Raw genomic sequence first — 24,094 nt, forward strand, 5'->3', positions numbered from 1 at the left:
ATTAACTATAGTAGATTAATTCCAAAAAAAACATATGTTCGTTTTACACATAGTCTTATAGTCTGATATCCTATTACTAGGAATATTTTACTATATGACTGAAGGAGCGAGAAAACTGAAGCGCGACAAAAAAACAACATTGATAGAGGATTTTGATATCGTTACGCCTGAAGCTTCTCCTGTGATTCAGTCCTTACGTGCGATCGGTTATTCGTTAGAAACCGCAATTGCAGATCTTATTGACAATAGTTTGGATGCAGGCGCAAAAATGATAAAGGTTGATATGATTTGGGAAGAAGAAAAAAGCTATGTTCGGATTGAAGATGATGGTAGAGGTATGTCAGAAGACGAATTAGTCGTTGCTATGCGATTAGGTTCTAAAGATCCATCTGCTGAAAGAGGGAGCAAAGAATTAGGTAGATTTGGAATGGGATTGAAAACTGCTTCTTTTTCTTTGGGAAAGCGATTAACGGTCTCCTCTAAACTGGGAGAAAAAGTAAACGTTCGTTGCTGGGATTTGGATACGATTAACGAAACAAATGAGTGGAAGCTTAGGAAACAAGCATTTATAGATTCATTAATTTTCTTGGATACCGTATCTACCCGTACAGGAACAGTTGTTTTAATTGAGAAACTCGATAGGTTAATAAACCCACCATATACTGGTCATAAAAGAAATAAATTTTTTAGACAGTTAAGTATATTAGAGCTACATCTTCGCATGGTATTTCATCGTTTTTTATCGGGTTCGCAAAAAGTAAGCATTATTCTTAATGGGAATGTATTAGCACCATGGGATCCCTTTTGCAGTAAGCTTCAGCAAACACATGAATTGGGCGATGAGTCTATCGTTATTGATGACAAATTGATACATATCGAGGGGTATGTTCTTCCTCATCATAGTAAGATAAACAAAGAACAGTACCAGGAAGCAAAAGGTCCTGAAGGTTGGTACGATCAGCAAGGATTTTATATTTATAGAAATAAGAGAATGCTTCTGGTAGCAGGCTGGCTTAATTTATTTCCCAAGGAAGAGTCTACTAAGCTTGCGCGAATTAAAATTGATATTGGTCAAGACTCGGACTTTGATTGGCAAATTGATGTTAAAAAATCGGTTGCCAGACCTCCTCAAGAAGTAATTGAAGCGCTAAAGCGATGGGGAGAGAAAGCGAGGATGTTATCTCAAAAGGTGTTCTATCATAGAGGCATATCGGGAATCAGTAGTAAGCGGGATGGGAAAAAAGATCAAGAAATCGATTTTCTTTGGTCTCAGACAACGAGAAACGATAGGGCTTACTTTCAGATACATCGCGAAAACCTATTATTAACGAAAATAAAAAGCGCCATTGATGAGGATACCGATGCAATGCTAACCGCATATCTTAGTATGCTTCAAGAGTTTTGTCCAATAAATACTTTTACGTATGTTCCGGCTACTCTTACTAAAGAACTAGATGAAATTACGGATGAAGACGCCAAACAAATACTAAAAATACATGGTATCTATCAAGAAATGGATATCCCTCTTACAAAGTTAATTTCAACGATAAAAGACATGCCGGCATACAACCGGTACTCAGAACAATCGATTAGACAAGTGATACAGGGGGAAAGTAGATGATAGGATTAGGCTTTGAAGATTACAAGCAGTCATTGCTCCCGATCTTAAAGGTAAAACTTGCTGAACCGGCTGCCGGAGAATTAAACGCGGTCGTCGAGGCTGTAGTTACCAAATATCAATTAGTTTTAGAATTCAATGATGAAATGAAAGAGAAGTTGATTGAAAACCTGAGAACAAGTTTTAATACAACTGTTTCACTCCCCTCAGTATTACGTGGGAGCGGGTATCATTTATCTTGGTTAAACAGCGTAAAAGAAAATAAGGATTTAAAACATTGGAATCGATATAAATATTATTTGAGATCAATGAAAATGTGGCCTGAGCTCGTTATTGATTCATTGGATGAAACGTCAGATGAAATTTTGGATTTATGCGGAGACCCGACGTCGGGTGAACCGTTTGATCGACGAGGGTTGGTCATGGGTTATGTGCAATCCGGCAAAACTGCTAACTTTACAGGTGTTATAAACAAAGCGTTTGACGTTGGATATCAAGTAGTTATCGTTCTCGCCGGTCTGCATAATAACTTAAGAAGTCAAACGCAAATCAGACTCGATGAGGAAGTCATTGGATTTACGATGAAACGCCAGCAGGTAAGAGATCGTTTCGTAGGTGTTGGATTACTCAATGGATATCAATTCACGGATGTAAAATCGTTAACTAATTCTGATAACAACGGCGATTTCTCTATTAGTAAAGCAGGCTCAATGTTTAGTCCACCAATTTTACTTGTCGTAAAAAAAAATAAGACAGTATTAACGAACTTATTAAACTATTTGCAAAAGAAGAGCCCTTATGCAGTAAAGAAAGAGGGAGTAGCGCACAAAGTTGTGAAGGAATTGCCGCTGCTCATTATTGATGATGAAGCAGACCAGGCAACGGTAAATACGACCGATATCTATGAAGATAATGACAATACAATTATTAACCCTGAATATGATCCATCTACGATTAATAAGCTTATTCGGGATATTTTTCATACGTTTGAAAAGCGTTCTTATGTAGGATATACAGCTACCCCGTTTGCGAATATGTTTATCGACAGAGATTCCCAGTCGAAAGATCATGGAGATGATCTTTTCCCCAGAGACTTTATATATGGACTACCAAAGCCAAATAGTTATGCTGGCCCTGCAGAATATTTTAATGTTTACGATAGCGAGGAGGAGCAACAAGGCACATTAGTTAGGACCATCATCCATGAAGAAGATTTTGTTCCGATAAAACATAAAAAGGATCGCATACCTGGTGATATACCGATATCATTAATTGAGAGTATTTACGCTTATTTGATTGGGACTGCGTTGCGGAGACTAAGAGGTCAAGAAAAGAAACACAGTTCGATGCTTGTGCATGTGACCAGATATACAGAAGTTCAAAATCGCGTATATCGAAAAATAAACGATTACGTTGAATCGATTAAAGATGCCATCCGATACGCTAGAGGAAATTCGGAGCAAGAACGAGGCATGCAGTCTCTATATGAAAGTGACTTTATGACGACTTCGAATTCAAGGCTCGACGCTGGGGAGATGTTTGATTGGGAAGCTGTGAAAAAAGAAATTCCGAACGTACTTCTTAAGCTAAGGGTAAAAGAAATAAACGGGAAAAGTTCGGATGTGCTTGAATACGAGGAACATAAGGATGGGCATTATGTGTTGGCAGTAGGCGGAGATAAGTTATCTCGCGGACTCACGTTGGATGGGCTTATTGTCAGTTATTATTTAAGAACGACAGATAAATACGATACGCTTATGCAAATGGGGCGTTGGTTTGGATATCGCGAGGGGTATTTTGATCTATGTCGCATTTACACAACGTCAGAGCTATCAGAGTGGTTCTATCATATAGCTGTTGCAACAGAAGAACTTCGTGGACAATTAGAACAAATGTTTGAAACGGGGCAAACCCCTGAACAATATGCGTTAGAAATTAGCGTGCATCCGGATATGGACATAACAAGTCCAAATAAGATGAGAACAGGACGTATTAGACATACATCGTACAGTGCTAGTTTAGTTCAAACAACCGTTTTTGAAAACAAAAAAGAGACATTTCGAAGTAATTTTATGGCAACTGAAAACTTAATTAAACGATTGGGCGGTTCGGCAAACTCGACAACAAGGGGAAGCAACGACAATATCTATTGGGACAATGTCAAATCGACATTCATTCTATCGTTCCTGGAACAATATCATACTCCCTCGTTCATTTCGAGGGTAGATACGAGAAGCTTGAAGCAATATATTGAAAGTTGTAATGAATTAAATGAATTGAAAAACTGGACTGTTGTAATAATCAATCCCGGTCAAGAAAGTGCCAGAAAAATCGATGATGTCAAGCTCAATTCAGGAGTTAAGCGTAAAGGGCAAACAAATTATGATATGAGTTCGCAAAGTCTTTCCATCAAGATTTTGACATCGGAAGGGCATGAATATGTTGATTTCACTGCAGAAGAGCAAAAAGAGGCAAAAGCGATCGTTGATCATGTTGAAGAAGGGAACAAAAAGAAACATAAAGCTAATCTGCACGCTAAAGCACGAAGCATACGTAAAGAGACTAATGGCTTATTGTTGCTATACCCAATTGAAACAAAACCAATATCAAATTCTGATGAAGGTGTTATGACTAAAGCGGCTAAGTATCTAGGGCTAACAGAGAATGAATTGCCAATCGGATTTGCAATTTCATTTCCAAAAAGTAAAATTGCCCATAGTACTAGAGCTGTGCTCGTTAATAAGTCAATTAATGGAGAATGATTATGTACGATATTAAATCCGTAATTTCAAATCTTCGATTCGATATGAGCTATTCGCGGGATCATTATCGGATAAGCAATCAGTTAGTGCTTAGAGAGTTGCGAAATGCATACAGAGAAGTTTTTTTCTTGGCGGTAGAACCGCTAGAGGAAAAGTTAATGCTTGTTATTCCGGTTACCAGTAAAATGGGTCCGCTACAGCTCAAATACTTTCCCACATGTCAAGGAACGAAAGTGCAGAAAGTGCTTTTTGATAAGATTGGGCCCCTGAACAATAAGCAAAGCGTAACCGTTATTCAAACCAGTAGTGCGAACGATTTGTTTGAATCATTCGTAATAAATTTATTGGAATCTTTATGGGAAGTCGAAGCTGAATGTGTTTATACTGAGGCACAAAAATGTATGCAACAGTGGCAACAATTTTTCAGTAAAATTAATAATGGAGGACTTTCTTTGGAAGCGCAGAGAGGCTTATATGGTGAACTGTATTTGCTAAGGTATTTTCTGAAGAAAGAGTGCCATCCTGATATCGTTATGAACTGGCAAGGGCCATTCCGCAAACATATCGACTTTCTATTCGATGGTATGGGGCTAGAGGTGAAAACGACTCTTTCAGTTAAGCCGATTAAGGTTACGATATCAAGTGAACATCAACTTGAAGCTAAGGAACTAGAACTGCTATATTTAGTCGTTCTTCAGTTGGAAGAGGCGGAGAAAAGTGGAGAAACGTTATTTGAAATGATTTTGGAAATACGAGAGCTATTGAGTGAATGGCCAACCTACAGTAAACAGTATGAAACAGCTCTACTAGCAGTTGGATATCATGATGTGCAACATGAACTATATTCAATTAATCGATATAATGTGAACGAAACCTTATACTTTCTTATAAATGAACAATTTCCGAAAATAACTACAGAGATGATTCCAAATCATGTCGTAAATGTACGCTATGATATTTTATTAGAAGGCTTAAGCGAATTCCAAACAGATGAATCGATATTTATTAATACGATCCAGGGGATGCAATCATGAGCTTACAAGAATTCACACATCAGTTCTATCAGAATATTAATGAAGATTTGAAGATAAGTTCGGATAGTGCAGAAGAAGCATTCGTCAAACGAATGTGTAGTGACCTTTCTGAGTTTAATGTAACGCATGATGTACAGCATAGTTTTTGGCAAAAAGTTTCAAGTGGCATTAAAGTGAATGCATACAGCTATAATGATGATGATTCAAAGCTCAGCTTATTTATTGCTGTGCACGAAATGCCGTATAGCGTTCAAAAAACAATAAGTAAAACGGAAGTTGAAAAAGGTGTAAAAAGAGCAATTAAATTTTATGAGCAATGCGCTACTGGAAAAATAAAGGACTTCATCGAAGAATCTAATGGCGATGTTTGCGATCTAGCTACGATAATTGAACAAAACTCTACGACTCTGCAACTAGAGATTTTTTTGCTTACGAATTGTATTTATAAAACAAACCAAACCATTGATTTGAAAGTAAAGGGAGTGCAAGATATCTCTATTCAGATATGGGATATCGAACGTCTTTATCAGCTTTCTAATGAAATGGAAGAAGCATCAACTTCATTTACAATAAACATTTCTGAGGACTTTGAAGAGAAAGTCAGCTTGTTAAAGGTGCCAAAACAACATGCTACCAATCCATTAGAGGTTTTTATTGGATATGTTTCTGGAATGTTACTTGCTAAAGCGTATGACAAATTCGGCCAGAGGCTAATTGAGCGTAATGTAAGATCTTTTCTTCAAGCAAAAGGAGCTGTCAATAAAGGAATTAAAGCAACGCTTCAAGATAATAAGGGCTTGTTTATTTCTTATAATAATGGAATATCAACGACTGCCGAAAATGCCGATTTTGAAGTGGTTGGTGAAGGAATGTCGGAACTTCACAATCTAAAATCCATGACGGGATGGCAAATTGTAAACGGTGGTCAGACAACGGCATCACTTCACCATGCATGGAAGCTAGGTATTGATATTAGCGGCGTCTATGTTCAAATGAAATTATCGGTCTTAAAGACAAGTGATGAGGGTATGGTTAACGAACTTATCTCAAGTATATCTCAATATGCAAACACTCAAAATAAAATCTCATTATCAGATTTAGGTGCCAATAACTCGGTTCATATTCATCTAGAGCAGTTATCTAGGAATGTGTGGGCCCCTGAACCTACGGGGAGAAAGTCTGAATGTGCTTGGTATTATGAAAGAGCGCGAGGACAATATCTGGTCGATTATAATCGTCAAAAAACCAAAGCGCAAAAGGATAAGTTTAAGAAGCAATTTCCGAAAGAGAAAGTTATCTCTAAAACGCAACTATCTAAATACTTTATGGCGTGGGAGCAAAAACCTCATATCGTAAGTAAAGGTGCAGAAACCAATTTTGCTGAATTTATGTCTTATGTTAAGAAGAGTAAATGTGCGATAGATGCCCAATTCTATAAAGAAGCAGTAGCCAAGGGTATTATATTTGATGAGACGGATAGAATCGTACAAAAAATGGATTTGCCGGGTTATAAGGCAAATGTAGTTGCTTATACGATAGCTTTGCTTTCAACCAATGACAATTCCAATCATATTTCGCTGATTGAGACATGGAATAAACAAGAAGTAAGCCCTGCTGTGAGATATTATTTAGAGAAAACAGCAGAACTTGTTTGGAACTTCATATCGAACCCTTCTGCTCAAGGGACAAATATTAGTCAATGGTGTAAACGTGAAGAATGTTGGTTGGAAATGAAACTCAAATGTTCGTTACCAATATTAGAAATGTTGGAGGCAGGTAGTCAAGCTTCTGCCTCGAAGCAAGAAAAAGTCGCTGAGGCTAATGCTTCGTATGAATTAGAGGATGAATTTACAGAATTATTAGCTTTACTGAGGTCAGCGAACTTGGAGATCATTGACAAACGATTAAATGGAGGATGTCTATGGGTCATAGATAGTCCTAATTGTCAGAACCAGATGAAGGCCTTGGCTAAGAAGGGCTATGGATTTAATTTTAGCCCTAATGGTGGAAAGACTACAGGAAACAAGGCAGCATGGTTTATTAAAGCCAATTAGCTCTGAATCTATAAAACGTATGATAATTCGATTTCTAATCAACCGGCGTCTATAGAGTTTTACTAAATGATTACTGGACTTATTATTTTTTACATCTTAAGTTCTCTAAAAAAGGATTACAGTGGTACATTGTCGTTACAACTGCTCTAGCTACGCATACCGTAGACAAACGGCGAAATAAAACCAGCTAGATAAGAGAAGGACCGTCAAAGATGCAAGCTATGCATCTTGACGGTCTTTCCTTTGCATACAACGATTATACCAACCGCTCCGTATCCTGCGTCCGCTCCACCAGCACACGCATTAAGCTCTTCAATACATGCAGCTTCTGGAAGCAGAAAGTGAATACCTGCTCCCTTGCTAGCGCAGCAATACGCTGCGGCTGCTGGCTGTGCAATCGGCAGAGCGAGGTTGTCCATCGATAATCGCCATTTCCCCGAAGTATTGTCCTATCCCAAGCGCTGCCAGCTTTTCAGAGCCCTTATGTACTTGGATCGTCCCCTCGATGATGCCGTACATAATGTCCCCATCCTTACCGATCGCACAAACCTTCTCACCAGCCTCATACACCGACTCCTCAACCATTTGAGCGAGCAGAATGATTTTCTGCAGCACCAAGATCCGTCTAATAATCGTCTCGTTTCGATCCTCTTCTGCAAGCGATATAAGAGCATCTTCCTCAGAGGCAGCCACCTCTTGAACAACCTCCAATAGTGAAGAGGAAACCTTCGCATTCGTGGAGCGCAGCCGGAGGGATAACAGCTTCATCGGCTCCATTGCAATTTCCGTTCGGTCAAAAATAATTTCGTAAAATACGCTCGAGGTCAGCTCATAGAGCAAGACATCCTCCTCGGCGATTCGATTTGAAAAGAAATATTGGCACACCCTCTTTGCTTTATGACCTCATTTAGAGGCACAGCTTTTCAAGTCGCCTCTCTTAGATACCTACCCCTCAACCTCCCCCCTCATCAAGCAAAAGGAGGCTCCCACATCTTTTTTCTCCACCCAATCGTGTCCCCGGTCACCTGCAGCCGTTCGTCTAACATGACATCCATTCCGAACGGGAGATTACGCCCATGTCGAAAACGGAGATCACGCAGCTCGACCCGGTATCCGTTCTGAAGCTTCTGGCAGGTGATATGAACATGATGCGTGAAATGGAGAAACGTGCGCACGCCGTCGTTGCCCATCGCCGCTTGAATCACGTCATTCTGTTCCCCTTTCTCAAAGATAGCTTCTTCCTCGAACGCCAATCCGCGAATCGAGCCGGTGATATAGGCCTGCCCGGTTTCATGGACGTATTTCCACTTGTGGGGAAGTCCGCGCGGAATCAGAAAGGAATAACCGGCAGTTCCGTATCGCCTGCGGACATGACGCAGCATGATGCGGCCGATCAGGACACGGTATCCGATAAAGAGAAAGGTTAACGCATAGACGAGCGGGAAAATAGCCGTGGCCCCGAAGACGCCGGAGAGCCATAAGAGCAGACCCGCAGCATGAAAAACGAACAGAATCGGATCGAAGATCGGGATGGTGTTGGCATGAAACCATTTTCGTGAAACTGGCCTGAAGCATTGCACGCCGTATGCATTGAACAAATCTAGGAACACGTGGAATACGACCCCGGCCATCGTCCATAGAAAGATCGGGATCAGATAAGCCCAGGCATGAAAGGCGAGGGCAATCAAAGGGGCGAGGATAGCTGGCCACCCCGCAAGCATAAGCAGAGAATGGCTGAAGCCCCGATGATGCTGCAAATACGATTTGTACCCGCGAATTCGAATGACGGCATCGAAATCAGGGGCGCTTGACCCAATGATTGTCGCCGCGCATATCGCGTAAACGACGGTCGAATGACTGAGAAGAGCGGGATCGGCAAGTGAAATTGCCAGCCCGCCTAAGGTGGCGCCAGTAAGAAGATGTGTTCCGGTATCCATATCCCTGTACCTCCTAGTGAAGCTCAGATGTGAACATATCCCGTTTTAGCTTCAAGCCGTTTCGCTTTCTTCCCGGATGCATGCCATCGTTTGTTTTGCAGCGGCCAGCTGATTATGCTCCGTTTCGGCAATCTGCACGCAGCGTGTGTAAATCGACTCCATTGCGAGGTCCCATGTGCGCGTGAGCGCGAAAGCTCTGGCTTTTACCCCGAAATCCTGCCAGTCCCCCGGACGCTCAATCCAATCGGTCAATGCAACTAGAAAGCTCTCCGTATGTCTGGCCTTCACATGCATCCCGGTCTTCCCATGTTGAACAATCTCAGTTACGCCTCCGCTGTCGGCGACAATAGAAGGAAGGCCGGACGCTGCAGCCTCCAACACGACGTTACCGAATGTTTCGGTCGATGAAGGGAACACAAATAGATCCGAGGAGGCGTACAATTCCGCTAATGCTTCTCCGCTCTGGTAGCCGGCGAACGTAACATTCGGAGGAGCCTCCTGTCTGGCCTGCTCCATCATGGGGCCGTCGCCGACGATGAGCCAGTGGACCTGACCGCGAATCTCTTCAGGCAGTCGATTCATCAATTGAAGGAGAATATCCAAATCCTTCTCCGGCGCCAGACGGCCGACAAACAGAAGCAGATACTGCTCCTTCATTCCGTAAAGCTCGCGAATGCGGTTCGAGCGTTTCTCGGGCGTGAACAAATCGCAGTCCACCCCTCGGGTCCACAACGCAAGATTACGTAGTCCCTTGTCTTCCAGTCGGTTGATCGTCTCGAGCGAAGGCGCGAATATGGCGCTGCAGGAGCGGTGGAACCATTTGATATACGGCCAGTAACATGCACGGGCGAACGGAAAGCGATAGGAATCGAGATAATGGTCGAAATGGGTATGGTAAGAGGCAACTACTGGGATATGCAGCTTCTGGGCGGCAGTCAAGCCGGCGAGCCCGACATTGAAGGGGGTGGCGATATGGACAAGATCAGGCTTGAGCCGTGAAAGCTGATGGCGAATCCGCAGCAAATTGGGAATGGCAAACCGATGTTCCGGATAGAGCAAGAGAGGAATACTGGCGAGCCTGCACACCTCTTCTTCATAGGATGGTTCCGGCGCGGGCGCGGTGGGCACAAACAGCATGGATTCAACGCCATGATCGGACAAATAATCGGTCCATCGCTTCAAAGTAAGCGCAACGCCATTGATCTGCGGGACATAAGTGTCGGAGAACACGGCAATTCGCATGGAATCACTCCTCTTCCGGGATGATATCCTCACAGTAGAGCATGATTATTATCTCTGATGCGCAATTGAGTAAAGAAATGATGAATTTACGCCGCAGAAGCGATAGTGAACCAGTTTTTAATTGGCAGGTTTATATAGTGCGCGTCCTTCTTCACGTATTCCCTTCACAATCTCTTAACCCCCCACTAACATCCCAAACATACTCACTACTTATTATTACTTCTATGACGTTGCCCAAGGAATGGGCAGCGGTACTTCACGAGGAGGAATGAAAGAGTGAGTAAGTATTTAAGGAAAACGAACGCATTCATAATCTTTGCTCTATTACTCTCGTTACTTCAGCCGGCATTCATCGTTCATGCGGCTATTACAGATCTTCCAGCTACGGAATACGGCAAGGTCATCGACATTCGCCAAGCAGAGCTGGCTCCGGGTGCGATGTACACCTGGATGGATATGGAGAATGAACGCGGACTGCAAAAAATACACGCGGTCGCTTTTGACCCGAAGAATCCGAATTTAGAGCTTCGTGCGGGCACGAAGGATGGGAAAGTGTACGGCATGAAGGGCGTGACCGAAATGGCTGCTCATGCGGATGCGCCGGGAAGCCGCGTCATTGCCGGGATTAACGGTGATTTCTATGAAATCAGCGGCTTTGCAACCGGCGTGCCGAATGGTTTGTTTATGGATGAGGGCCGTATTCTAAATAGCTCCATCTCCGCTTACGCTTTCGGATTGAAAGCAGACGGTTCCTCGATCTATGGCGCTCCGAAGCTGACGAAGACGGTTACGATCGGCGGCGTGACGACCAATCTTACGAGTATTAACCGTTACAGGGATACGAACCAGCTTGTCCTCTACACGGCAGATTATAATGCCTCGACAAAGTCGACCAATCTTGGCGATGAGGTCGTGCTGGATATCGTGGAGGGTGATGCGAAAAGCGGGCAGACGATGAAGCTGAAGGTGGCAGAGGTCCGCAAGGATCAAGGGGATTCGGCGCTCGCCCAAGGTCAGGTTGTGCTATCTGCATCAGGCACGTCTCGCGCGGTTATCGCGGGGCTCCAGACGGGTGACGAGCTTACCGCAAGCTTTGCCTTAGACGGTGATTGGAGCCAAGTGACGGTAGCGATCGGAGGCCAAGGCCCTCTCGTGAAGGATGGCATTCCGCAGTTGAATGTTGGGCCTGAGGGCGTCCATCCACGTACGGCAATCGGGACAAAAGCCGATGGAAGCATCGTCCTCTTCGAGATTGATGGGAGATCTCCGGGCTTTAGCGAAGGCGTTGAAACGGATGAGCTTGCCATGATGCTGAAGGACATGGGTGTTGTTAACGGCATGAACCTTGACGGAGGTGGCTCTTCTACGTTCGTCGCTAAGCTCCCAGGAACGAACAAGGTTCAGATGCTGAATCAAGGCTCGGACGGCGGGGAGCGGAAAACGGGTAACGGATTGCTGCTCATCAACACCGCTCCTGAGCTTCAGACGGCATCGAAGCTGGCGGTTCAGCCGAACGCGCAGCGCATCTTGCAAGGCGCAACGTATACGTTCAAAGCAGCGGGTATCGATGCCAACGGACACCCAGCAGCTTATTCGGGTGCGCTCAACTGGCAAGTTGATCCTACGCTCGGATCGATTAATGCAGAAGGTATCTTTACGGCTGGCACGGCAGCTGCGACGGGAACCGTTACAGCAGTGGCTGGTTCTGTGCAGGGGCAAGGAGAAATTGAGGTGGTCGATCTACTGACTGGCCTCCAATTTCCCGATGTCATCAAAACCTATACTTCGGGAGCGAAAGCGGCCTTGACGGTCAAAGCTTTGCGCAATGGTCAAACGATTCAGGCCGATAACCATAGCTTTGAATGGCGTGTTGAAGGCAGCATTGGGACCGTGGATGAGAACGGAATTTTCCAGGCGACAGAGGAGAACGGACAGCATGGCAAAATCTTCGTGAAATACGGCGATGTGGAAACCTCGTTCGAAGTGAACGTTGGTCTGCCGCCTGTTATGCTGGAGGATTTTGAATCCGGCTTAGACAAATACATCGCATCCAGCGCTGCCGCGAATTCCGTGAAAATCGTGGAAGTGACTGATCAGGATTATATTCGAAGCGGGAATAAGGCGCTGAAGCTGGAGTATGATTTTATCGGCAAAACAGGCACGTCGGGTGCATACTTGGCGGCATCGAGCACGCCGAACCGGATTCAAATCCCCGGTTATCCGGAGAAAATCAGCATGTGGGTATACGGGGACGGCAAGAAGCACTGGCTTCGCGCCCAGCTAAGGGATGGCAACAATGCGGCTATACCGGTTGATTTCACGGATAATATCAGCGGCGTAGATTGGACCGGCTGGAAGTACCTTGAGGTTAACGTACCCAAAGGGAAAGCGACGCCGCTCACCATGGACATGCCGGTTCGTTACATGGAGACAAGCAATGTGAAAAAGACAGACGGCGCGCTGTATGTCGACGATATACGAGCGATTTACGGACCGCTTGAGGAGGACACGGCTCCTCCGGTATTCAAAGATATTTATCCGGCGGAGAATGCGGTTATCAAAACAGCAACGCCAACGATCTCGGTCCATGGCGAGGATGCCGGCTATGATCCGGTTAAGCATCCCGGCACGACGCTAATTGATCCGGCGAAAACCCGCGTATACGTAGATGATCAGCCTGTGGAGCATGGCTTCCACCCGCCAGCAGGCCTCATTACGTATAAGCCGACGATCCCGCTTGCGGAGGGACGCCATAAGGTGAAGATAGCGATTCGCGATATGGACGGCAATCAGACGATCAAAGAATGGTATTTCATGGTCAACCTAGGCTCACCCTATTATGTATACGACACGCCAAGCGAGCAAAATGTCGGCAACACGTATACGTTGAATATTCGCGCAGAGAAAGCGAGCAAGCTGAAGGAAGGGCATATTGCCTTTCAATTTGACCCGACAGCCGTAAAGGATATGAAGCTCATCCGCGGCAGCAAGGTGCAGGAGAGCCAGCTGGAGGCGGTCATTGATGCGGCGCAAGGCAGCGTTCGATTAAACCTATTAAATTTAAATGCTGCTAATCTTGCTGACACGGATCTGATCGGACAAATCGAATATACGGTTCGTAACGATTATATTGGCCCGTTGACGCTGGAGCAGGTGGCGGTTGAAGTGTCGAAGCCGCTCGTTATTGCGAATACGTCAGGGTCTGTCATCTCCACGGAGGGAACGGGTACGCCGATTAGCTTCATCGGAGCTGCGGCGCAGGCGAATGTGAAGACGCAGCTGAAGCTGAACTGGGATCATTTTGCGATCGGCATGGGTTACGAGGCAGCTTTCAAAGTGACAGCCATGCAGGGCGATGCCGCAGTTCAGGATGCGAAGCTGTTATTCAATCAAGCAGAGGTTGCGGATGCGGCATCCGGAAGTGACGGCAGGCTGACTACGTCGGTAGCGACCGGGGCAGTAGGCACGTATACGGTGCAAGCGGTAAAAGGCAGCGCGTACAGCCCGGTCATGACATTCAAGGTGGCGCCATATGCCGGAACGGCAGCGCCGCGCAATATGAATGTAACGATGGGCAGCGATCCGAGCACGTCACGCCAATTCAATTGGCAGACGGATCCGCTCACGGCGGATACGGTTCTTGAGCTGGTGAAGCAGTCGGCATTCACAAGCTTCGAGGACGATAATGTAACACGAATAACAGGCGTCAGCTCCATCTATAACACCAATAATGACGGAACGATGCGCGTCCACAAAGCGGAAGCTGCGCAGCTTGAGCCGGATACGGCTTATGTGTACCGCGTTGGCGACGGCAAGACCAATGTGAGCCAGCAAGGCGCGTTCCGAACGAGCGCGGCTGTTGGCGATACGATGAAATTTTTGTTTATCGGCGATTCGCAGGCTGACTCGAAGGCGGGCTTCGCGCTTTGGGGCAATACGCTGGACAAAGCTACGGCCTACATGCCGGATGCGGAAATGCTCGTCCATGCGGGAGACATCGTCGACAAAGGGTACGAGCAGGAGCAATGGGATTGGTGGTTCGAAGCGGCGCAGGAGAAGCTTCTTCATACGACGCTTGTACCTATTATCGGAAATCACGAGGTGATGGGCACGAACGGCGCAGGCGACTATTTGGCCCAGTTCCATAATCCGCAAAACGGTGCTGCAAGCGTAAAAGGCTCGAACTACTCCTTCGACGTGAAGGATACGCATTTTGTCGTGATGAATACGGAAATGTCCAACCAGATTTTTGATGAGCAGGCGCAGTGGCTGGATAATGATTTGGCGAAGACGGACAAAAAATGGAAGGTCGTCTTCTTCCACCAAGGTCCGTATGGCAGCATATATGCGAATGAGAAGGTTCAATCGACGTGGGTTCCGGTCTTCGACAAGCATGGCGTAGATCTCGTCATGAACGGGCATGACCATATTTATATGCGCTCCTATCCGATGAAGGATGGCAAACAGGTTGCCGAGGGACAGGGCACGCGGTACGTAATCGGCGGCTCATCGGGCCCTAAGTTTTATGCGCTCACTCCGCGCTACTGGCAGGAGAAGATTTTTGACGAGGATGCGCAAATCTTCACGGCAGTTGAAATTACGAAAAATGAGATTGTCGTGATTGGCAGGGCTGTGGATGGCCGCGAGATTGACCGTTTTGCTATCGCCAAGGTTGAGCCGGAGACGGTTACGCTGGATCAACCAACTGCGGAGCTTGAAGCAGGCCAGTCGATCACGCTTATGGCGGAAGTACGGCCTGATCAAGCGACTGCGAAAGAGCTGGCATGGTCTGTCGTCCATTCGGAGCCCGAGGGCGCAGTTAGCGTAAACGAGTCGGGCCTTGTTACGGCGGTGAAGCCGGGGCAAGCGACGGTAAGGGCAGCAGTTAAAGGGTACCCGGATGTATTCGCAGAGAGTAGGATCACGGTTACCGATGTGCTGCAAGGCATTGCGATTACCGGGGAAAAGGCGCTTAAAATCGGAGCGGCGGATACGACGGTGGTAGAGGCAGTGTACGGCTCAGGCAGAAAAGAGGCCATTTCCGAGGGTCTTGCTTTTGCTAGCTCGAATGAGGAAGTCGCTGCTATTAGCGAAGCGGGCATCGTGCATGCCAAGAAAGAAGGCACGACGGAAATATCCGCAGCTTACAAAGGATTTAGCGCCAAATACGAGCTGACGGTTACGGCGAATGAGCCGGAGATCACGTTGAGCAAGCTGGAGCTGAGCGAGCTGCCGCTCGAAATGGTTTTAGGCCAAGCGGCAAAAGCAAAACTGACCGCGATTTATAGCGATGACAGCATCAAAGACGTCAGCGGCGAAGCAGAGCTTACGAGCAGCAGCCCATCCATCATCGAGATTACGGATGGCGGCATCGTTGTGGCATTGCAGGCGGGTGAAGCGACGATTACGGCAAGCTATGGCGGCAAAAAGGCGGAGCTTGCGATAAAGGTGCTGCCAAAAGCTACACCGGCTCCGACGCCAGACCCAACGGCTAGCCCGACGCCAACGGCAACACCTACAGCAACGGTATCACCAACGGCTACACCAACACCGACGCCAACATCAACGGTACCACCGACGCCAACATCAACGGTACCACCGACGCCAACACCAACGACTGATGTGTCCGGCGTGGTGAAAGTGACGGATAAGCAGCTGGCGGATAAAAACGCGAATGGCGAGGTTGCGATTGTAACGAATACGCAGCTTAAAGAACTAGTGTTACCAGGTAACACGGCTGAGCTGTTGGCTGGAGCTCCGTTTAAAGTAGAGGCTATGAATCTAGCGATCAGCATTCCCGCGCAGGTTCTTGCACAATTAACGCAGCTGCTTCCGGCAGATCAAGTGAATAAGAGCACCATTACTTTGACAGCCAAAGCTGTAACCGGCAATGAAGTGGAAAGCTTACTAGAGCAAGCGGGCAACCAAGCTGGAGCCGGGCTGCAGCTCGCGGGCGGACTGCTCGAATTCAGCTTGACGATGAAGACAGAGTCCGGCCAAGCGGTCACGTTAAGCAAGTTCGAGCAGCCGCTCACTATCTCTTTTGCCGTAGACCCGTCAGCGGATACAAGCTTGATCGGCATTTACTATTTGGCTGACGATGGCAAGCTTCAATACGTAGGAGGCAAGCTGGCGAACGGAAGACTGACGGCGACGGTCAACCATTTCAGCAAATATGCGGTGCTGGAATATGATAAGTCCTTCCTCGACCTGCCGCAAACGCACTGGGCAGCGAAAGCGGTGAAGGAGCTTGCGGCCAAGCAGCTCGTTCAAGGCGTATCGGCTGAACGTTTTAACCCGGGCCAAGCGGTAACACGAGCTGAGTTTGCGGCTATGCTTGTAAGGGCGCTAGGCATAACAGGGCAAGAAACCTCGCAGTTTGCCGATGTAGCTCCGCAGAAATGGTATGCAAACGAGGTGGCTCTTGCCGAGCGAGCGGGGATCGTGAATGGCGTAAGCGGGAATATGTTCTCGCCTAATGCGACCGTTACCCGTCAAGAAATGGCGGCTATGCTCGTCAGAGCTTATCGCTATGCGATGAATGATCAGGCTGCTGTCCTTGCAAGCAAGGGAAGATTCACGGACACGGGATCAGCTCCCGACTGGGCCATCACCGCAATCGAATCGGCTGCGGAGCTTGGTCTGATGAATGGACGCACGGCTGAGCTGTTTGCCCCTAAAGCGAATGGTTCAAGAGCCGAGAGCGCTCAAATGATCGTGAACTTGCTTAACGGCATGAACAAATAGGTATTTCATGGCAACAAAATCGAGCAGAGCAGCAAGTAGTTTTCTACTTGGCGCTCTGTTCTTTTTTTGCTGCAAGAACAGCGGGCAGCCGTCATCTCATCCTCCAAAATCATCCAAGCTCATACAAATGTTGCCATCATACGACGTATGAGGAATAATAGGGGAGAAGGGTGGGATCGTCATGAGAATGGCTTTTACTGTCGATGTGGAGGACTGGTTTTGCAGCCCGGATTTGTCGCTCTCGGAGTGGGAGGGTTATGCTTTAAGGCTGGAGAAGCCGGTCCATCAGATCCTGGATTTATTGGACGAGCATGCGGCGACGGGTACTTTCTTTGCACTCGGCTGGATTGCCGAACGAAAGCCCGAGCTCATCAAAGAAATACACCGCAGAGGCCATGAGATTGCATCGCACGGATATTCCCATCGGTTGGTCTACAAGCAGTCCCCCGAGCAGTTCAGGCAAGACATACGCATGTCCAAAAATATTCTGGAGCATATCATAGGCGCCGAAGTGAACGGGTACCGCGCACCTTGCTTTTCCGTGACGGATTGGGGACTGGACCTGCTAGCCGAAGAAGGCTTTACATATGATTCAAGCCTCATCCCGAACACCTTCAACAAGCTTTACGCCAAGTTCGATTTGCCGGCTTCCAGCACGCATGCCTACCAAATTCGGGAGGCACTATGGGAAATACCGCTGCCGGTTTACGATATGAACGGTATCCATATTCCTTGGGGCGGCGGCGGATATTTTCGCATATATCCGTACGAGGCATTCCGTCTAGGCGCTAAAAAAATCATAAAGAAACGCGACTCCTTCGTTTTTTACATCCATCCGTACGATTTGGATCACGAACAGCCGCATATATACGATACCTCCAAGCTTAACAGCTTCAGGCGGTATTATGGCCTTGCCCATACGCATATGAAGTTAAAACAGCTTTTGTCCGATTTCAAATGCATGTCGATCCGCAGCTATTACCCGCAGGTTGGAGGGGAGCGGCAAGTTGGATGCTAAAGCGCAAATCATTTTGGAAAGCGTTTTATTGGAGGCAACGGCCTATTTCTTCAGCATAGAGAACGGAATACGCTGGGAAAGCGGTCCGCTTCCGACTCCTGAGGTCAGGCGAAGCTTGCTGGCAAAAGGCGTCATATCCAGCGAGGGAAAGCTCAATGATCCATCGTTCGGCTACGCCTGCTACGAGCACTATAGGCAGCGATACAAGCCGGACGCCTTCGGCCTTCTTCTTCGGCAGGAGGCGGACGAGCGCCGCAGAATTCTGGATCTGTGCTGCGGGGCAGGCGCGACGATATTTTCCTTGCTCCAGCAGGGGCAGGAGCTGATCTATGGCTTTGACTCCGATGCGGATCAAATTGCGCTGCTGGAGGCGCTGCTCCAGCACACGAGTACGCCGGGCTGTTCGGTTATAACGAAAACAGTGGATGCGCATCACATTCCGCTGGGCGATGCGGCTGTTGATTTGGCCATATGCCGGGCAGCGCTGCAGTATTTGGATGCGGAGCAGACAGTGGAGGAGCTTTACCGGGTGCTTTCCCCAGGCGGGAAGGTGTTTTTGCTCGTTCATGGCTCCGGTTATGGCTGGGACTATCTTTTTACGAGGAAGGGCATTCTCAAGCTTAAAACGTACTCGTTCGTCAAAAGCAGGCTATTCCGTTCACGAACCGTACAGCCAGCGCTTAGCCGCTCGCAGGCGAATTATTTGACGACGGGGAAGCTGGGCAAAATGCTGGAAGCGAAGGGGTTCCGCCATATTCGGCTGTACACCTTTGCGGACTCGATGCGGCTAGGCGTGCTTCCGGTCTATTTCGCAATGACCGCGGAGCGATAAGGAAGAATGACTCGCGGGCAGAAACGCTGCTTTTACGCAGGATTGGCTACCCATCGGCTGCAATATTCTTTATACTTAAATGAACGAGATTAAAGCGAACGAGAGGTGACAAATGATGGCATACATGGTCCCTGAGGTTATTCGGACAAGTGCGACACCGGGAGCGCGATCGGTGTTTCGGACGCTGAAGACGTATTTGGCCGAAGATTACGTGGTTTATTTCGAACCGGAAATCGAGGGGGATCGGCCTGATTTTGTCATTATAGGTCCGGATCTGGGGCTCTTGGTGCTCGATGTGAAGGATTATACGAAGTCTTCTATCGTTCAGGTAGATATCGACGAATGGCAGGTTTACGCTTCTGCGGGACGGATGGAAGCGGTGGAGAACCCCTATAAGCAGGCGAGGGATAGAGCGCGCCGCCTCGCGAGGCGGCTTAAGGATGATCCGCAGCTGGCCCTGCAGCGGGAAGGACGAGCAGATGTTCTGAAGTTTGCTTGCGGTCACGGAACCGTATTTAGCCGAATGGAGCAGGAGGATTTCGAGAGGCTTGGCCTCGGCGATGTCATTTCCCCTACGTTTGTGCTTTGCCGTGACGAAATGGATGCTGATCGGGAAGGCTTCTCGGCCGATCTGCTCATTGAGAAAATACATGGCATGTTTGCGGAATGGAGCCGCAAAAGGTATATGCTGACGCTTGCCGATATGCAGGCCATCCGTAGCCATTTGTACCCCGAAGCACGACTGGGCTCCGAGTTCCGCCAGCTCGGCGATGAACAGGACCAGCTTCTGCTGTCGCTCCACCGGATCGAGGCGATGGACGTGCAGCAGGAGCTTGCGGCGAAGCTGCTTTCGGATGACGGGATTGCAGCGGCAGGCATTGGCAGCAAATCGCTTATGCTCGTCAACCGAGCCAAGATCATTGCGAAGCATCATCCGGAATGGAAAATTGTCATTTTAAGCCATAGCCATACGATTTCGGGAAGCCTTCAGAACATGGTCGATGAGCTTATGGAGGAGCCTGAGGATTTATTCGATTGGGTGATGCTGGAAGAGCAAAAGGACGATAAGAAACGGAAGCATAACGTCGAGGTCTATTATTTTCATGAGTGGCTGAGCAAGGTGCTGAATATAAGGGAAGCGGGCATTGCGGGCCTGATCGAGAAGCTGGAGAGCAACGAGGCGATCCTTCCGACGTATGATGCGATTCTAATCGACAACGGCCAGCAGTTCGACCGCGAGTGGCTAAGGCTGCTGAACCATTTGCTGATTCCTAGCATGGCGGCTGCGAGTACGGAGAGCAAAGAGCGTTCGCGCATTCTATCCGTCAACTACCGGAATACAGCCCAGATCGTACAATTCGCTTGGCATTTCTATCAACAGCACTCGCTGCTGGACAATAAGATGCAGGAAGGCTCGATGGACGGCGTTGCGTTGATTCCTCCCCATAGCACGAGGCGGAAAGGCCCGGAGCCTGCAATTCTGCGCTGCAGAAATTTGCAGGAGGAGCTGGAGGCCGTCGTCAAACGGATTCAATACCTGCATAACGAAAAGAAGGTTCCCTATGGGGAGATGGTTATTTTGTATCGCGTCAAAAATAACTACTACTCCTCCTATATCGATCAGATTCGCAAAGAGCTGCGGCGGCAGGGCCTTGCGTTCCAATGGTTATCGGAGGAGAATGCCGATACGGTCCGGGCTTCAGGCGACTTGACTGACGCCGTAGCGATATCGTCTGTGGACGATGCGAGAGGAAGCGATTACCGCGCAGTGTTTCTAGTGAATGCGGAGAACATGCCCTACGCCTTGGAAGAAGCTGAGGAACGAGAGACGGCAAGGTTCTACATGGCGATGACCCGCGCGCTGGACTGGTTGTTTATATCCTACAGCGGAGATTCGAAGTTCACCCTATACCTGGACGAAATCCAGCAGCAGCGCAAGGAAAAGAAGCCAGCTTCGAGGAACATGGGATAAATTATTCGTAGGCAAGAATGGGAAAGCCCGTCAAGGAGCAGGGATGCATCCTGGACGGGCTTTTATGCAAGCGGGCCTCTCTCTCATTTTGACTTCAGTTTCTGTTTGACTTGGAGTCGACTCCAAGTGTTAGAATCGATTCCATTCAGCAAATAGCATTGGAGGAGAATTCTAACATGAAGAGAACAGGGAATAAAAGCAGAAAAGGAATCGTTCTAGGGAGCATCGCGGCAGCTATAGTCCTTATTATTGGCAGCGGTTATTTATATTTGGTATATGCGCCGGCACCGGAGGAGCCCGAGTTAGCTGCGAAGCTCATAAGCGGCAGTGTGAGCATAGACGGGCATGAGCGAACCTATCGAGCGTTCATACCGGATAATTTGCAGGAGAATGCCCCACTTATGTTTATATTCCACGGCACGTCGCAGAACGGGCAGACTATTCGGGAAGCTTCGGGCTACGAGTTTGATAGGCTTGCTGCCGAGGATGGGGCAGTGCTCGTATACCCGGATGGATATAAGGGCAACTGGCATGACTGCCGCGGCGCCGCTGACTATCCTTCGAGCAAGGAGAACATCGACGAGAACGCCTTTATTCGGGCGATGATCGACCGTTTTGCTGCTGAACAGCGTATCGACAAGTCGCGCGTATTTGCCGCTGGATATTCGAATGGCGGTCAGCTCGTATTCCGCATAGCGGCTGAGATGGCGGGCGACTTCGCTGGAGTTGCAGCCATTGCCGCAGCACAGCCGGCAGCTAATAATTTCTCCTGCCAAGCAACGGGCGAGCCGATTCCTGTTATGCTTGTGGCAGGAACGAAGGACCCGCTGGTTCCGTTCAACGGCGGCGTCATGAGCCTGTTCGGTTTTCAGCCGCGCGGAGCTGCGCTATCAGCTAGTGAAACGGCACGTTATTATGCGCAGGTGAATGGCATTGCGTCTATGCCGACTGCAGCATTTCTGCCTCATAATCCCAAGTCGGGCGACACCTCCGTTTTGGAGCTAAGCTATTCCGAGGCAGGGAAAGCACCAGTGCTCCAGTATACGGTGATTGGAGGAGGGCATGTCGTTCCGACTGCGCATTACCGGGCATCTCGAATGCTAGGACAGACGACCAGAGACTTAAATGCTCCACAGGCTGTATGGTCGTTTTTTTCCCAGCTGCCTTCGAGGGTCATAGGGGAGTAGATTAGGGTAAGCGAAAGGTTGCAAGTAATGGTTATTCGGCTGAGAGGGGGACCGACACGATGCATACGATGCGAATAGAGTCCGTAAATAAGCAAGCCTTCCTGACGTTAGATTTTGTACGATCCGAAGAAGGGCCATTGCCCGCTATCATTTTTTCCATCATCATACAGGACAACGGTTATAGCGGCGAGAATCGGGAAGTATGGTTTCGTTTGAGTGACTTCGCTGCCTTTCGGTCGGCAGTGACTCAATTGCATCTTTCGCGCAAAGGAACAGCATCGTTAGAGAGTATGAGCCCGCAGGAATGCAAGCTTACGATTCAAAGCGTGAATCGTAAGGGCGATTTTATAATGGAGTACTTGCTCTCCAAACATGTATATCTGGAAAACGCTTCTACCAATAGAACCGTTTCGGGCGCTTTTGACATGAACCCGTCCGATCTTGAAAGGATCGCCAAATTATGATCTGCCTTCGTTTCGGAAGAATCCCTGTAGCTGCTGCAGGGATTCTTTTCATTTCGGTTGACAAAACATCGTGCACGCTTTAAATTGAATATTAATTCATTACTATGTATAAGTATTCAAAACAGGGAGCCGAAGCCATGAAACACTTGTTGTCATTAAAAGAATGGGACGCGGAGAAGATTCAAGCCATCATTGAGCGGGGGATCGAGGTTAAACGCAGCCCCGAGCAGTTCTACCATGCCGCCGAGCGGAAAGGGCTGCTGATGCTTTTTCAGAAAACATCGACGAGGACGAACTTGTCCTTTCAATCCGGTATGAACCAAATGGGCGGGTACTCGGTCGTCATGGACTGGGATGCCAGCAATTTCAGTCTCTCTCCCATCCAATATGAAGCTCGGTATGCCTCCCGAAATTGCGATGTCATGATGGCAAGGCTCAAGAAACACTCTGACATACTCGAACTGGCAAAATACGCTAGCGTTCCCGTGATCAATGGCTGCTGCGAGAAATATCATCCCTGCCAGGCGCTCGCGGACCTGATGACTATTTACGAGGTAGCGGGAACGTTCAAAGGAATGACGTTAACGTATGTCGGTATCCATAACAATGTAGCGAATTCTCTCGTCGCCGGCTGTATGACCATGGGCATAAAGCTTCTGCTGGTGACGCCGATCATTAACGCCCCTTCTTGGGACGAAGAGCTTATGCGGGAGGCTTATCAAAGCGGGTATGTCGTCAATGTGAGCAGCTTGTCCGAAGCAGCCTCGCAATCCGATTTCGTATATACGGACACATGGATCGACATGGAGTTTTTTCATGAGGAGCATTATGAGCAAGAGAAAAATAAAAGGCTGGCGACGATGCTTCCTTTCCAGCTGAACAGACGGAATCTTGCCGGACATTCGCCTTATATGATGCATGATATGCCGATTCATCCGGGCTTTGAGATTGAAGCCGAGCTGGTGGAGGCTGAACGCTCGATCATCTATCAACAGGCCGAGAACAGAATGCATGTGCAGAAAGCGCTGCTTATGGATATGCTCGCCATCGGTTGACGCCGTATTCGGCTTTACTGGAGCGGAGTGGAAAGTCCTGTTCAATAATCATCGAATCATGCTTTGATCGACAGGATAACGGGGAGGGGGAACCAAGCCACTTACAAGCTGACTTACCCTTATATTCCCCTCTCCGGCAGCCAATTACTTGAGAAAGCTGTCCATAATGTGG

The 24,094-nt window shown here is 47.8% G+C and carries 14 protein-coding genes; 11 read left to right on the plus strand and 3 right to left on the minus strand.

Translation table 11 applies throughout. The features are described from left to right. Nucleotides 1-94 precede the first annotated feature (94 nt). Genes AC0YN3_RS30005 through AC0YN3_RS30020 form a run of 4 tightly spaced genes read left to right on the plus strand, consistent with a single transcriptional unit; the run spans nucleotide 95 to nucleotide 7,468 of the window. Entirely contained in the window at nucleotides 95-1,621 is a 1,527-nt protein-coding gene (locus AC0YN3_RS30005; RefSeq protein ID WP_475778579.1) for an ATP-binding protein, read from the plus strand. Then, nucleotides 1,618-4,380 carry a Z1 domain-containing protein gene (locus tag AC0YN3_RS30010; RefSeq protein ID WP_475778580.1) on the plus strand — a complete coding sequence of 921 codons (2,763 nt, stop codon included), beginning with the start codon at nucleotides 1,618-1,620 and terminating at the stop codon, nucleotides 4,378-4,380. The genes AC0YN3_RS30005 and AC0YN3_RS30010 overlap by 4 nt, the downstream gene beginning before the upstream one ends. A gap of 2 nt (nucleotides 4,381-4,382) precedes the next feature. Further along, nucleotides 4,383-5,414, plus strand: a complete 1,032-nt coding sequence (locus AC0YN3_RS30015; protein ID WP_475778581.1) for a PD-(D/E)XK motif protein — start codon at nucleotides 4,383-4,385, stop codon at nucleotides 5,412-5,414. Further along, nucleotides 5,411-7,468 carry an AIPR family protein gene (locus tag AC0YN3_RS30020; RefSeq protein ID WP_475778582.1) on the plus strand — a complete coding sequence of 686 codons (2,058 nt, stop codon included), beginning with the start codon at nucleotides 5,411-5,413 and terminating at the stop codon, nucleotides 7,466-7,468. Before AC0YN3_RS30015 ends, AC0YN3_RS30020 begins: the two co-directional genes overlap by 4 nt. Nucleotides 7,469-7,828: 360 nt before the next feature. Here AC0YN3_RS30020 and AC0YN3_RS30025 read toward each other — a convergent pair whose 3' ends face one another. The 3 genes from AC0YN3_RS30025 to AC0YN3_RS30035 all read right to left on the minus strand — a co-directional run bounded on the left by AC0YN3_RS30025 (nucleotide 7,829) and on the right by AC0YN3_RS30035 (nucleotide 10,647). Beyond that, complete coding sequence (locus AC0YN3_RS30025) at nucleotides 7,829-8,308, minus strand: cyclic nucleotide-binding domain-containing protein (protein WP_475778583.1); 480 nt, start codon at nucleotides 8,306-8,308, stop codon at nucleotides 7,829-7,831. A 128-nt stretch (nucleotides 8,309-8,436) separates the two neighbouring features. After that, the gene (locus AC0YN3_RS30030) at nucleotides 8,437-9,405 is read right to left on the minus strand and encodes a metal-dependent hydrolase (protein ID WP_475778584.1); all 969 of its coding nucleotides are present in this window, start codon (nucleotides 9,403-9,405) and stop codon (nucleotides 8,437-8,439) included. Between the two features lie 51 nt (nucleotides 9,406-9,456). After that, nucleotides 9,457-10,647 carry a glycosyltransferase family 4 protein gene (locus AC0YN3_RS30035; protein WP_475778585.1) on the minus strand — a complete coding sequence of 397 codons (1,191 nt, stop codon included), beginning with the start codon at nucleotides 10,645-10,647 and terminating at the stop codon, nucleotides 9,457-9,459. Nucleotides 10,648-10,923: 276 nt separating this feature from the next. Here AC0YN3_RS30035 and AC0YN3_RS30040 point away from each other — a divergent pair, with 276 nt between their 5' ends. The 7 genes from AC0YN3_RS30040 to AC0YN3_RS30070 all read left to right on the plus strand — a co-directional run bounded on the left by AC0YN3_RS30040 (nucleotide 10,924) and on the right by AC0YN3_RS30070 (nucleotide 23,922). Continuing rightward, nucleotides 10,924-17,394 (plus strand): S-layer homology domain-containing protein, encoded by a 6,471-nt coding sequence (locus AC0YN3_RS30040; protein ID WP_475778586.1) that lies wholly within the window; start codon nucleotides 10,924-10,926, stop codon nucleotides 17,392-17,394. Nucleotides 17,395-17,575: 181 nt separating this feature from the next. Beyond that, entirely contained in the window at nucleotides 17,576-18,412 is an 837-nt protein-coding gene (locus tag AC0YN3_RS30045; protein ID WP_475778587.1) for an XrtA system polysaccharide deacetylase, read from the plus strand. Beyond that, nucleotides 18,402-19,244 (plus strand): class I SAM-dependent methyltransferase, encoded by an 843-nt coding sequence (locus tag AC0YN3_RS30050; protein WP_475778588.1) that lies wholly within the window; start codon nucleotides 18,402-18,404, stop codon nucleotides 19,242-19,244. Before AC0YN3_RS30045 ends, AC0YN3_RS30050 begins: the two co-directional genes overlap by 11 nt. Nucleotides 19,245-19,356: 112 nt before the next feature. Continuing rightward, nucleotides 19,357-21,216: a 3'-5' exonuclease gene (locus tag AC0YN3_RS30055; RefSeq protein WP_475778589.1), complete on the plus strand. Its 1,860-nt coding sequence runs from the start codon at nucleotides 19,357-19,359 to the stop codon at nucleotides 21,214-21,216. 176 nt (nucleotides 21,217-21,392) lie between these two features. Next, a complete protein-coding gene (locus tag AC0YN3_RS30060) occupies nucleotides 21,393-22,403 on the plus strand; it encodes a CE1 family esterase (protein ID WP_475778590.1) in 1,011 nt (336 codons plus the stop codon). A gap of 59 nt (nucleotides 22,404-22,462) precedes the next feature. Further along, nucleotides 22,463-22,867, plus strand: a complete 405-nt coding sequence (locus tag AC0YN3_RS30065; RefSeq protein WP_475778591.1) for a WapI family immunity protein — start codon at nucleotides 22,463-22,465, stop codon at nucleotides 22,865-22,867. Between the two features lie 137 nt (nucleotides 22,868-23,004). Further along, a complete protein-coding gene (locus AC0YN3_RS30070) occupies nucleotides 23,005-23,922 on the plus strand; it encodes an ornithine carbamoyltransferase (RefSeq protein WP_475778592.1) in 918 nt (305 codons plus the stop codon). The last annotated feature ends 172 nt before the right edge of the window (nucleotides 23,923-24,094 follow it).

It is taken from the genome of Paenibacillus sp. J22R232 (genome assembly GCF_056269165.1).